Origin of the sequence: Burkholderia sp. Ac-20344 (assembly GCF_017104975.1) — a bacterium.
Taxonomy (GTDB): domain Bacteria; phylum Pseudomonadota; class Gammaproteobacteria; order Burkholderiales; family Burkholderiaceae; genus Burkholderia.
Map to the genome: position 1 here is coordinate 66,267 of NZ_JAAGPP010000024.1, position 12,689 is coordinate 78,955.

Sequence of the window (12,689 nt, forward strand, 5' to 3'; positions counted from 1 at the left end):
CAAAGTCGCATCCTCTGATGGGTGCTATTGGTCGGCCCGATAGTTGCGTCAACAATCCATCGGATCGGGCCGGCAGCCGCATGCGCGAAGGCCCGGCTTGCGGGCCGGGCCTTCGTCGTCATGCATTACCGCGCATTACCGCGGCGGATAGGCGAGCAGTTCGCTGTCGTCGAGATGCTCGCGGCGGCTGCGGCGCGTCAGCCCGTAGGCGACGACCAGCACGCCGAGGCTGGCGACACCGAGCCACAGCGGCTTGCGCTGGTCCGGGATGAACGCCATCGCGACGAGGATGCCAACCATGCCGGCGATCGCGACCCAGGTCAGGTACGGATACGCCCACATCTTGACGCGCAGCTTGCCGGCGGCCACCGGGTCGAGACGCTTGCGCAGGCGCAGTTGCGAGAACGCGATCAGCACGTACACGAACAGCGCGACGGTGCCGTACGAATTGACGAGGAACGCGAACACGGTGTCGGGCGACACGTACGACATCACGACCGACACGTAGCCGAACACCGTGCCGAGCAGGATCGCGCGCACCGGCACGCCGCGCTTGTTGACCTTCGCGAGCGCGGCCGGCGCGTCGCCGTGGCGGGTCAGCGCGAACAGCATCCGCGACGCCGCATAGAGGCCCGAGTTGAGCGCGGACAGCACGGCCGTCAGCACGATCGCGTTCATCACGTTGGCGGCGGCCGGCAGGCCCATCACTTCGAGTGCGCTCACGTACGGCGTGGCCATCTGATGCGAATTCCACGGCACCAGCGCGACGACGAGCGCCACCGAGCCGACGTAGAACACCAGCACGCGTGTGATCACCGAATTGGTTGCCTTCGCAACGGCCTTGGCCGGCTCCTTCGCTTCGGCCGCCGCGATCGTGACGATTTCGGCGCCGAAGTAGAAACCGGTCGCCGCGACCGCCCCACTCATCACCGGCCCGATGCCGAGCGGCATGAAGCCGCCGTGGCCGAGCAGCGTCGGCAGCACGGCCGTCGTGTGCATCGACGCGGGCCACAGGCCGAGCACGTAGAGGCCGCCGAGGAACAGGAACACGATGATCGCGCCGACCTTGATCGACGAAAACCAGAACTCGAACTCGCCGTAGCTGCCGACCGAGATCAGGTTCGTGAGCGTCAGCACGACCAGCAGCGCGAGACTGATGATCCACGCTGGCGTATCGGGCAGCCAGAACTGGATCAGCTTGGCGCCGGCGACCGCTTCGAGCGCGACGACGATCACCCAGAAATACCAGTACATCCAGCCGGTCAGGAAGCCCGCCATCTTGCCGGGGCCGCGCCAGTTGCCGAACGCGAGCCGCGCGTATTCATAGAACGAGCCGACGGCCGGCATCGCGCATGCCATCTCGCCGAGCATCCGCATCACGAGCACGACCAGGCCGCCCGTGATCAGGAACGACAGGATCGCGGCCGGCCCGGTCTGCTGAATCACCACGCCGCTGCCGACGAACAGCCCGGCACCGATCACGCCGCCAAGCGCGATCATCGTCATGTGGCGCTGCTTGAGTCCACACTTCAGGTCACTCTGATTCGAGGGTTGCATGTCTTCTCCATATCCAGTTGTCCGGCGCCGCCCGCACGCCACCGTCGGGTGAGCGCGGGCGCCGCCGGCGACGGCGCGCGCAGGGGCGCCTGCAGCCCCGGCCGCACGGAATTCTGTTGCTTTTATCGTGTTGGACAGCCCGGCGCGGGTTGCGTCACGCCGGGCGACAAGCACTGCGTTCAGGGCTTTTCGTCGTTCCTGAAGTACGACAGGTAGAGCATCCGCTGCCCGAGACGCCGGAACGGCGCGAACGGGTGACCCGGCAGCGGCGACGTGAAGATCGGCAGCGTCTGACGTGCGCCCTTCCCCGCGATCTGCTCGGCCAGCCGGCGGCCGGCCTGCTGCGAGTACGACACGCCGTTGCCGCCGTAGCCGAGCGCGTAGTACACCGACTGCCGCGGGTCGGGCTGGCACACGCGCGGCATCATGTCGTGGCTCACGTCGACCCAGCCCCACCATGAATAATCGATCTCCACGCCGCGCAACGCGGGAAACTTGCGCGCCATCCCTTCCTTCAGCAATTCGAAGTGGCGCGGGTTCGGCGCATCGTCGCCGGTAATCGCGCTGCGGCTGCCGATCTGCAGACGGCGATCGGGCAGGAAACGGTAGTAGAAGCGCAGCGTACGCGTATCGGTCAGCACCTGCGTCGTGCGGAAATTGCACGCGTCGATCTCCGCGTCGGTGAGCGGGCGCGTAACCATCGAGTTCGACAGGATCGGCATCACCTTGCTGCGCAGCGACGGATGCAGTGTCTGTGCGGTATACGCACCGGTCGCGATGCCGACCGCGCGGGCCCGCACGACGCCACCCGGCGTGCGCAGGTGGTGCACGCCGTCGATCGTCTCGAAGCCGAGCACGGGGCTGCTCATATGCACCTTCGCACCGGCTTCGCGCGCCAGGCGCAGGTAGCCGAACGCGAGCTTCAGTGCATGGATGCCGATACCTTCCGGCTCGTGCAGCGCGCCGGCCGCCTCGTGGTCGTTGATGAATTCGCGGCGGAAGGTTTCCGCGCTCAGCAGCTCGGACGGATAGCCGAACACGTCCTTCCACACCTTCGCCTCGGCTGCGAGCTTCGCCATGACGCGCGGACGATGTGCGATCAGGAAATGGCCGCCCGGCTGCGGATCGCAGTCGATTTCCGATACGAGCGACTTGAAGTTCTCGAAGCCTTCGAGGATCTCGTCGTGCATCTTCAGTGCGACGTCCTTGCCCCAGCGCTCGATCCACTGCGAGCGCGACAGCCGGCCCGACGCGTTCTGCCCCTGGCCGCCGTTGCGGCTGCTGCAGCCCCAGCTCGTGCGGTTGGCCTCGAGCACGACGGCCTTGATGCCGTGGTCGCGCGCGAGGCACAGCGCGGTTGCGAGGCCCGTGTAGCCGGCGCCGATGATCGCGACGTCGACATCGAGATCGCGCGTGACGGGGCCGTCGTCGGGCGGCGGAGTGCCGGCCGTCGCGACCCAGTAGGTCGGCGCGTACTGCTTGCCGCACCCGGGCCCCGGCGACACGAGCGGATCGTAGGTCGGGTCGTAACGCGTATCGTTCGACCGGCCGCCGGCAAAGCCGCTCGCGGTGCGTTCGATGGAAGGGGTCGCCATGCTCAGACCTCCGACGCGGGCTTGCCTGCCGCGCCACGACGGGCGCACGAGGCGATTCGACTGACTGATGCGGGGCGCGCGCTCGCCGCGCGGGCGAATGCTGCCGACTGCCTGTTGGTCATGCCTGTCTCCTGATCGTTCTCTTCGGGTCGATCGTGTGCAGATGCTTCAATGCGGCGATCTGTCGAGGAAAGTGTAGGCAGGCCGTTTTTTCGCAGGTAGGGCCAGTGGGCCGGATTCGCTTGGACCAGCGCGTGCGGGCGGCGGACGGCGGGTAACAGCGGGCGACGGGGGGACGGCGACGGTCGGCAAGGATCAGCGGCGCGGGTGCGACGCTGCCTGATGACCGGGAATCCGAAGGGCCGGCAACAGCGGGCAAACGGCACCTGTCAGCAAAGTTCAGCGGCGCGGGTGCGACTCCGCCAGAAGACCAGCACGCCGATACGGCCTCACGCCGCCCCCCCTTCCACCGTCATATCGTGCGCACCGCGACTTCAGCCACGCCGCCACGCTTCTCGATCGCCCGCGCGGACACGATCGACAGGAGTGCAGACAACATCACGTAAGCCCCGACGAGCCACGGCGCCCCGCCATTCACGCGCAGCAACGCGGTCGCGACGATCGGCGTCAGGCCGCTCGCGAAGATGCCCGACACCTGGTAGACGAACGAGATGCCCGTGTAACGCACGTTCGCGTCGAACAGCTCCGCGAACAGCGCGGCCTCCGGCCCGTACGCCATCGCGTAGAAGATCCCGAACGGGATCACCAGCGCGAGCCACACGGCGAGCAGGTTCGTCGATTGCGTCTGCAGCAGCCAGAACGCGGGAAGCACCGACAGCCCGCACAGCGTCGCGCCCCACCGGTACACGCGCGCACGGCCGAGCCGGTCCGACAGGCTGCCGAACACGGGGATGAACACGCACATCACGACGGCCGCGCTCATCACGCCGAGCAGCGCGTCGCCGCGCGAGATCGACAGGTTGCGCGTCATGTAGCCGATCGAGAACACCGCGAACACGTTGAAGAACACGCCGTCGATATAGCGCGCACCCATCCCGAGCAGGATCGCCCGCCGATAGTTTCCAAGCAGCTCGACCACCGGCAGTTTCGTATCGCGCCGCTGGCGCTTGAGCGCGACGAACTCGGGCGTATCGGCCACCCGCGTGCGGATGTAGAAGCCGACCGCGACGAGCAGCAGCGACGCCGCGAACGCGACGCGCCAGCCCCACGCGAGGAACGCGGCATCGGGCAACGCACGCGACAGCGCCGCGACCACGCCGGCCGCGAGGCACAGCCCGATCGCGAGCCCGATCTGCGGCAGGCTCGCATACAGCCCGCGCCGGTGCGGCGGCGCATATTCGTACGCCATCAGCACCGCGCCGCCCCACTCGCCGCCCAATCCGATGCCCTGCAGCACGCGCAGCGTCAGCAGCAGCGCCGGCGCCCACATGCCGATCTGCGCGTAGGTCGGCAGGAACGCGACGCCGGCCGTCGACACGCCCATGATCAGCATCGTCAGGATCAGCGCGGACTTGCGCCCGACGCGGTCGCCGAGATGGCCGAACAGCAAGCCGCCGAGCGGCCGCGTGACGAAGCCGACCGCGAACGTCGCATACGCGAGCATCGTCGACACGAACGCGTCGCCGGCCGGAAAGTACTGCTTGTCGAACACGATGCCGGCGACCACGCCGTACAGGAAAAAGTCGTACCACTCGACGGTCGCGCCGATCACGCTGGCCGCGGCCACGCGTCGGACGACCCGGGAATCGATAGCCATGCGAGCTTCTCCAGGTAAGGATGCGCCGCAACCTGCCCCGGCGCCGCACCGGCGGGGGCATCGATGAACGCGCGGCGGCCGTCCGGGCGCAGGAGCACGGGCCACGCGGGTTGATGCGTGGCGAGGCCCTACGCGAGCGCCTCGGCGGCCGGTGCGACGCCGTGGCCGCGATCGGCCGCGCGTGCGTCCTCGAGGATCATGTCGGACGCCTTCTCGGCGACCATCACGATCGGCACGTTGGTATTGCCCGACACGAGGGTCGGCATGATCGAGCAGTCGACCACGCGCAACCCGTGCGTGCCGTACACGCGCAGGCGCTCGTCGACGACCGCGAGCGGATCGCTCGCGACGCCCATTTTCGCGGTGCCGGACGGATGGAAGATCGTCTGCCCGTATTCCCGGCAGAACTCGAGCAGTTCGTCGTCCGTCTGCGCATCCGCGCCCGGCCGTACCTCGCGCTTCATCAGCGGCGCCATCGGCTCGGTGGCCGCGACACGGCGCGCGAAGCGCACGCCGGCCACCGTCGTGCGGCGGTCGCGCTCGGTGTCGAGATAGTTCGGCTGGATCGACGGCGCGTCGCGCGCATCGTCGGTGCGGATTCGCACGGTGCCGCGCGATTCGGGCCGCAGCTGGCAGATCGAATACGTGCAGCCGGGAAACGGATGCACGCTGCCGCCCGCCGAATCGGCCGACAGCGTCGAGAAATGGAACTGGATGTCGGGCGTCGCCGATTCGTCCGGCAGCGCCCGGCAGAACATCCCGCCCTGGTTGATGCCGATCGCGAGCGGGCCGCCGCGGAACAGCGCCCATTGCAAGCCCATCTTCGCGCGGCCGACCCACGAATGCAATTCGTCGTTGGTGGTGATCGGCTTCGTCACTTCGTAGATCAGACGAATCTGCAGATGATCCTGCAGGTTCTCGCCGACACCCGCGCGATCGGCGACGACCGGAATCCCGTGCCGCTCCAGCAGCGCGGCCGGCCCGACACCCGACACCTGCAGCAGTTGCGGCGACTGCAGCGCGCCGGCCGCGAGGATCACCTCGCGCAACGCACGCACCTCGTGAACCTTGCCATGCTGGACGTAGCGCACGCCGGACGCCTGCGTGCCGTCGAACAGCACCTTCAGCGCCTGCGCATCGGTTTCGACATGCAGGTTCGGCCGCCCGCGCGCGGGCTTCAGGTAGGCCACGGCCGTCGAGCAGCGCAGCCCGTTGCGCGTGGTGAGCTGGTAATAGCCGACGCCTTCCTGGTCGCCCGTGTTGAAATCGTCGACCGTGCGCACGCCGAGCCGGCTCGACGCGGCGACGAACGCGTCGACGAGCGCCTGCCGCTGCCGGATCGCGGACGCCCACAGCGGGCCGCCGGTGCCGCGCGTCGGCCCTTCTCCGAGCGTGTTGTGTTCGAGCTTGCGGAAATACGGCAAGCAATCGCGCCAGCTCCAGCCGCGATTGCCGAGCGCGGCCCAGTGGTCGTAGTCCTGCTGCTGCCCGCGCACGTAGATCAGCCCGTTGATCGAGCTGCAGCCGCCGAGCGTGCGGCCGCGCGGCCAGTACAGGCGGCGGTTGTGCATGTTCGGATCGGGATCGGTGCGGAAGCCCCAGTTGTACACCGGGTGGAACATCGTCTTGCCATATCCGATCGGCACGTGGATCCACATGGAGTTGTCGGCGGGGCCCGCTTCCAGCAGGCACACCGTATGGCGGCCGCCGTCGGACAGCCGGTTGGCGAGGACGCAACCGGCCGATCCCGCGCCGACCACGACATAGTCGAAGCTGCGTGTCATTCCGTGTCTCCGTTCCGGGGTATTGGAAAAATCCGGTATGTTTTGTCCAAATTTATTGAGCACATGGAACGCATACAAGCCGATTTATTGTCCACGCCGCGAATGTGGTACAAAAACCGTTCAATTCGTTTCATTTCCATCGCACACACCATCCCGGGACGCACGCCGATCCCGACGGAGGAGACACATGCGCGAACCCGCCCCCGCGCCGGCCGACGACGCGCGCGTCCTGCGCGCGCTCGCGGTGCTCGAAGCGCTCGCGTCGGCCGGCCAGCCGAACACGCTGTCGCAGCTCGCCGCGCGGCTGCATATCCCGAAGGCGACGCTGCTGCGGCTGATCGAATCGCTCGAAACGCGCGGCTACGTGATCCACATGCCCGACTCGCGCGGCCACGACCGCGGCATCGCGCTCGGCCCGCGCGCCGCGCAGTTCGCGCTCGCGGCGCTGTCGAACAACACCTTCACGCGCGACTGCCGTTCGGTGCTGCGCGCGCTCGTCGACGTGCTCGGCGAGACCTGCAACCTCACCGCGCTCGACGGCGACACGGTGCTGTACGTCGAACGCGTCGAGACGACCGAGCCGCTGCGGCTCGAGATGCGGCCCGGCATGCGCGTGCCGTTGCATTGCACGGCGAGCGGCAAGCTGTTCCTGTCGCAGATGAATGCGCTGGAGCGCAACGCGATGCTCGCGCGGCTCACGCTGAAGAAGATGACCTACCGAACACTGACCGATGCGCAGTTGCTCGCAGCCGAACTCGACCGGCTCGCCGCGCGCGGTGTAGGGATCGATAACGAGGAATTCGTGCGCGGGATGGTGGCTGTTGCGGTGCCGGTGAAGGACCCCGCGAGTGGCCGCCTGCTCGCGGCGCTCGCCGTACATGCGCCGACTGCGCGTGCGACGCTCAACGACCTGCTGGAGAACGTGCCGAAAATGCGGGAAGCGGCTACGCGGCTCGCGCCGCTGCTGCATGCGGCTGAGGGCGTACCGCCGGGTTGACGAGGCCGAGTGCGTTCATGCCGTTACGCGCGCATGCGTTGAAACGTTCAAGCCAGGTGGTAACGCAGCCAGAAAGTCTCGCGGCATGCGTTGTCGAACGTCACCCGCGTCGGGCCGATCGGTTGTGCATCGGGATGGCGAAGCACGTCGTAGTCGATCCAGCATTCGGCGCACAACAGATCGGACGGCGCGCGATCCTGCTCGACCGAGCGGCGCACGATCGCGCCGTTGTCGAAGCGGTATTCGGTTTCGTCGCGCGTGACCTCGACGTCGTCGTCGGTCCAGCGGTCGTGCGACGTCGCATGCGACACGATCGACACCGGGCCCGCGAGCCCGTGGATCGCAGCGACGTAGGAAATGAGCTTGTCCATGGCGAGGCAGCGAACGGAAGGATGGCCGCATCGCGCAACACCTGCAGCGCGATGCAACCCGAGCGGCGAGTATAGCCGCGCGCCGAAGACCTTGCCGCCCGTGGGGTCTCGCGCGCTATGCCTCCAGCGCCAGCAACGCGAACGTCGCGAGCCAGTGCTCGCCCATGTAGTCGCCGGCCACGTGCGCGAGTGCGCTCGCGAGATGCCGGCCGGCCGCCTCGAGCAGCTTCGCGCGTCGCGCATCGCCTTCCGGCAGCGCGCCGGCAAGCGCACGCTGGCACCACGCGCGGCTCAGGTTCAGCCCGTCGAGGTGCGCGATCTTGCCGTCGCTGCGATCGCTGACCGTCGCCGGCTCGAACAGCGTCGCCGGCTCGCCGCGCGCGAGATCGGGCAGGAAGCGCGCGAACCAGCCGTCGAATTCGGCGGCCGGCAGCACGCGCCGCATCAGCTCCGCCTCCATCAGCGCGGGTGACAGGAACTCGTCGCCCGACGGCTCCCACGCCTGGCATGCGACGTCGTTCAGGTGCCAGCGCTTCGCGGTATCGACGATCAGCGCCGCGAGCCCGTCGCGCTGCGCGTCGCGCGCGAAGTCGAGCGTGAGCGCGAGTGCAAACGCGGTGTTGAAGTGCGTGCCGACGCGCAGCGGATAGGTCGCTTTCGGCAGGAAGGTCTCGAAGCGCGACACGAACAGGTCGGTGAGCGGCGCCATCGTCTTCGCCCAGCGCGCGGCCTGCGGCAGCGTGCCCTTCAGCGCGAGCCGCTCGAGCTGCGCGGCGAGCGCGAGCAGCCACGCCCAGCCGTACGGCCGCTCGAAGCCGCTGTTGTGCGGCAGCGCAAGATACGCGCGCTCGCCGGCGACGTTCGCATCGGTGAAGTGCGCATCGACGATCGCGACGATACGCTCGGCCTCCGGCAGCGCCGGGTAGCGTTCGAGCACGCGCAGCACGAGCCAGTAGCCGTGCACGCACGAGTGCCAATCGTAGCTGCCGTAGAAGATCGGGTGCAGCGCACGCGGCCCCTGCACGTCCCGCGGGCCGGCGAGCGAATGCGTGAGCTTGTTCGGATATTCGCGGGTCAGGTGCGCGAGCGCGAGCGACGCGAATTTCGAGGCAAGTTCGGGCGTGAGTCGGTCGGTCATTGGCATCTCTCAGAAACGGAATGCGAACGCATACATCAGCAGCGTGTTCACGGCGAGCAGCAGCACGGCCGTCGGCCACTGCGCCTTGATCACGCCGTTCTTGTCCTTCAGTTCGAGCAGCGCCGCCGGCACGATGTTGAAGTTCGCGGCCATCGGCGTCATCAGCGTACCGCAGAAGCCGCTCAGCATCCCGATCGCGCCGACGATCGCCGGGTTGCCGTGGAACTGATGGACGATCAGCGGCAGACCGATGCCGGCCGTCATCACCGGGAACGCAGCAAAGCCGTTGCCCATGATCATCGTGAACAGCGCCATGCCGACCGTGTAGGCCGCGACCACCGCGAACGGCGAATCGATCGGCACCCACTCCTTCACGAGCCCCGACACCACGCCGCCGACGCCCGCGACCGCAAACAGCGCGCCGAGCGCCGCGAGCATCTGCGGCAGGATCGCGGCCCAGCCGACCGCATCCATCGTGTGACGTGCCTCCTTCACCGCATGCACGGGCGAATCGCGCAGCATCGCGAGCGCGACGGCGAACGCGACGAGCGTGCCGAGCACGAGCGAGATCAGCGTCACGCTCTTCGGGTCGACGAACGGCACCCGCTTCAGCGCGAACGTGCCGATCAGCGTGACGACCGGAATCAGCAGCGCGGGCAGGAACAGGTTGTTGCCGAAACGCTGCGCGAGCGTCTCGCGGCGCACTGCGGCCGCTTCTCCGGCTTCATCGGACTTGCCGCGCCCGAGCCTGCCCGAGCCGGCGATCACCGCGAGCGCGATCGCGAGACAGCCCGTCACGAAATGCGGCAGCAGCGCGCCGAGCAGGAACGTGACCGCGTAGATCGCCCAGAACGCAAAATTGACGACGCGGCGCGGGTTCGTGCGGTCGGTCAGGTTGAAGCATGCGAATGCAGCGAACATCAGCCCCGCGAGCGTGTACAGCGATTCGAGGCCGATCATCGTGCGCCCTCCTGCGCCAGCAGGCCGAAGCCGCGCGCCAGCCGGCGGTCGAGCAGCGCGAGGCGCGTGCAGTGGATCAGGAGCGCGGCGATCGCGGTCGGGATCGCCCATACCGACAGGTGCAGCGGCTCGATGGAGATCCCGTTCTGTTCGAGAAAGCCCTTGATCAGCAGGATCGACTGGATCGCGATGAAGATGTCCTCGCCGAAGAACACGGCGACGTTGTCGACGCCCGACGCCTGCGCGCGGATTTGCTGGCGCACCGATTCGGGCAGCTCGCCGTGCCGGTTGACGGCGGCGGCCTCGGCCATCGGCGCGATCAGCGGCCGCACCATCTGCGCATGGCCGCCGAGCGACGTGAGGCCGAGCGCGGCGGTCGCCTGGCGCAGCACGAAGTACAGCATCAGCACGCGGCCCGTGGTCGCCGCCTGCACGCGCGAGATCATCCGCTTCGCCTGCTCCTTGAGCCCGTTGCGCTCGAGCAGCGCGATCACCGGCAGCGTCAGCCAGATGAGCCCCATGTAGCGGTTTTCGGTGAACGCCTTGCCGAACGCGCTGACGATGTCGACGAGATTCAGCCCGCCCGCCAGCCCCGTCGCGAGCCCCGCGATCGTGACCACCAGCAGCGCATTGAAGCGCAGTGCAAAACCGATCACGACGATCGGCACCCCAATCAGCACCAGCATTGCTCCTCCTTGTATCGGATGCGCAGCGCCTTGGCTACGCGCCGTCTGCCCGGTTTGGACCGGGCTCGGACGGCGCAATCTAACACGAGACTTTATCGATAAAAAGTCGACAATTTGCTGCTCCGGGTAAACGTTGAAGCGTGCCGATACCGTGCCCGGGCCATATGTCGCTGGTGTTTCATCCGAGGAATCGATGGCCGGCCAGCCGATGCGGGTGCGCCGGTCGCGGCCCGCGCATTCCCGCTCCGGGGACGGCTTGCGGCGGGCCGCCGCGCGTGGCGGAGCCCCGGTGCGCCGACTAAACTGGAAAGCATCGGCAACGGACGGGAGAGCCGCCATGATTGACGTATTCCAGACCATCGGCAGCCGCGCGTTCTCCGCTCATCTGGCGAAGGACGGGATGGTGACGCTGATGGAACAACGCAATGAGGTCGATCGCGTGACGCTCGCGACCGCGTATGCCGCGCTCGTCGAGGAAGCCGAGCAGGAAAGCGACCTGCGCGACGCGACGGTCGAAGGCATGATGCGTGCGTTGATCCAGGGGTACGCGCGCAGCCATTGACGGCGCGGCCGCGCCGCCGGTGCGCGCCGGTTTCCGCCCGCGCCCGTTGAAGCGGATGACGGGCGTGAGCGGGTGCTACACGCCGGCGTGCCGCCCCCCATGCCGAACCACCGGCCCGCGCGCAGTTGCCGGTAGTCGGCCTGCGTGACGATCCTCGGCAGGTTCTCGACCGCGCCGTTGCTGGCGCGGTCGCGTGCCGTCATGAACGCTTCGACTTCGTCGCGGCCGGCAAACAGGATCGTGCTGAAGTACCGTTCGCGTTCGCCGTCGGACAGGTTCGTTGCGCTCATCTGATACGGATGGTGAAGCGCCGCGAACAGGAAGTCGTAACGCTCGGCGTCGTCGCGCAGCACGCGCACCGCGTCGGCATCGACCGGAAAATCGCGGTAGAACGACGCGTGTCCGCGCTCGATGCAGATCCGGTACAGCAACCGGCCGTCGCGCTCGGTCACGATCGGCACGTACGGGTCGCGGCTGACGCGTCCAGTGTCGGGCACGGCCATCCGGCATTCTCCCCGTCTTTTTTATCGAAGCCGCCGCGGTAACATGCCTGCTGCTGCCTGCTGCTGCCTGCTGCGTCGAAACCGCGTGGCCGGGCATGCACACACGGGCCGGCGCTGCTCCGCCGCCGTCCCGATACACCGCGCATTCATAGAGGAAACGCACTGAAACGGCATCATGCGCAAATTTTTCGATTGCCGCCGCCCGCGCCGCATGACAGCATGCGGGCGTCGCCAACCCAAAAGAATGCCGTGCCGTCCGGCCGCCGATGCCGCCCGACAGCGCCGAACAGGCAGCGCCTTCCATGAACCCGGCCCACCTCCAACATTACGAACCGACCGGAGAATTCCGCTAGTGAACATCGGCATCGTCAACGACCTCCCGCTTGCCGTCGAGGCGATGCGCCGCGCGATCGCGCGACGGCCCGAGCACCGCGTGCTGTGGGTCGCGACCGACGGCGCGCAGGCCGTCGAACTGTGCGCCACGCAGCCGCCCGACGTCGTGCTCATGGACCTGATCATGCCGAAATTCGACGGGATCGAAGCGACGCGGCGGATCATGCGATCCGAACGACCGTGCGCGATCCTGATCGTGACGAGCTGCATCGGCGCGAATGCGTGGCGCGTGTTCGAGGCGATGGGCGCCGGCGCGCTCGACGCAGTCGATACGCCGCGCCTCGGCGACGGCTCGGCCGGCGACACGACCCGGCTGCTGCTCGCGAAGATCGACCAGATCGGCCGCCTGCTCGACGCTCCCGGCGG

The 12,689-nt window shown here is 68.0% G+C and carries 11 protein-coding genes; 3 read left to right on the forward strand and 8 right to left on the reverse strand.

All coding sequences use genetic code 11. The annotated features are described in order from the left end of the window. Nucleotides 1-135: 135 nt before the first annotated feature. The 4 genes from G3N64_RS11020 to G3N64_RS11035 form a co-directional block, all read right to left on the reverse strand. Nucleotides 136-1,557, reverse strand: coding sequence for an amino acid permease (locus tag G3N64_RS11020; protein WP_205783979.1), 1,422 nt, complete (start codon nt 1,555-1,557; stop codon nt 136-138). Between the two features lie 179 nt (nt 1,558-1,736). Further along, nucleotides 1,737-3,152 carry an FAD-binding oxidoreductase gene (locus G3N64_RS11025; RefSeq protein WP_205783981.1) on the reverse strand — a complete coding sequence of 472 codons (1,416 nt, stop codon included), beginning with the start codon at nt 3,150-3,152 and terminating at the stop codon, nt 1,737-1,739. Between the two features lie 472 nt (nt 3,153-3,624). Further along, a complete protein-coding gene (locus G3N64_RS11030) occupies nt 3,625-4,929 on the reverse strand; it encodes an MFS transporter (protein ID WP_205783983.1) in 1,305 nt (434 codons plus the stop codon). A 128-nt stretch (nt 4,930-5,057) separates the two neighbouring features. After that, the gene (locus G3N64_RS11035; RefSeq protein WP_205783985.1) at nt 5,058-6,713 is read right to left on the reverse strand and encodes a choline dehydrogenase; all 1,656 of its coding nucleotides are present in this window, start codon (nt 6,711-6,713) and stop codon (nt 5,058-5,060) included. 187 nt (nt 6,714-6,900) lie between these two features. On the opposite strand from G3N64_RS11035, the gene G3N64_RS11040 reads away from it, so the two are divergent. Then, nucleotides 6,901-7,710, forward strand: coding sequence for an IclR family transcriptional regulator (locus G3N64_RS11040; RefSeq protein ID WP_205783987.1), 810 nt, complete (start codon nt 6,901-6,903; stop codon nt 7,708-7,710). 47 nt (nt 7,711-7,757) lie between these two features. Here G3N64_RS11040 and G3N64_RS11045 read toward each other — a convergent pair whose 3' ends face one another. From G3N64_RS11045 to G3N64_RS11060, 4 genes are all read right to left on the reverse strand, one after another. Beyond that, nucleotides 7,758-8,081: a hypothetical protein gene (locus tag G3N64_RS11045; RefSeq protein ID WP_205783988.1), complete on the reverse strand. Its 324-nt coding sequence runs from the start codon at nt 8,079-8,081 to the stop codon at nt 7,758-7,760. A 115-nt stretch (nt 8,082-8,196) separates the two neighbouring features. Beyond that, complete coding sequence (locus G3N64_RS11050) at nt 8,197-9,219, reverse strand: DUF2891 domain-containing protein (protein WP_205783989.1); 1,023 nt, start codon at nt 9,217-9,219, stop codon at nt 8,197-8,199. A gap of 9 nt (nt 9,220-9,228) precedes the next feature. Next, nucleotides 9,229-10,179: a DUF979 domain-containing protein gene (locus G3N64_RS11055; RefSeq protein WP_205783990.1), complete on the reverse strand. Its 951-nt coding sequence runs from the start codon at nt 10,177-10,179 to the stop codon at nt 9,229-9,231. Further along, nucleotides 10,176-10,865 (reverse strand): DUF969 domain-containing protein, encoded by a 690-nt coding sequence (locus G3N64_RS11060; protein ID WP_205783991.1) that lies wholly within the window; start codon nt 10,863-10,865, stop codon nt 10,176-10,178. Before G3N64_RS11060 ends, G3N64_RS11055 begins: the two co-directional genes overlap by 4 nt. Before the next feature lie 337 nt (nt 10,866-11,202). On the opposite strand from G3N64_RS11060, the gene G3N64_RS11065 reads away from it, so the two are divergent. Together G3N64_RS11065 and G3N64_RS11075 are read left to right on the forward strand one after the other, a co-directional pair. After that, nucleotides 11,203-11,427, forward strand: coding sequence for a hypothetical protein (locus G3N64_RS11065; protein ID WP_205783992.1), 225 nt, complete (start codon nt 11,203-11,205; stop codon nt 11,425-11,427). Between the two features lie 855 nt (nt 11,428-12,282). Beyond that, the coding region (locus G3N64_RS11075) for a response regulator (protein WP_205783993.1) at nt 12,283-12,689 on the forward strand (407 nt) is incomplete at its 3' end.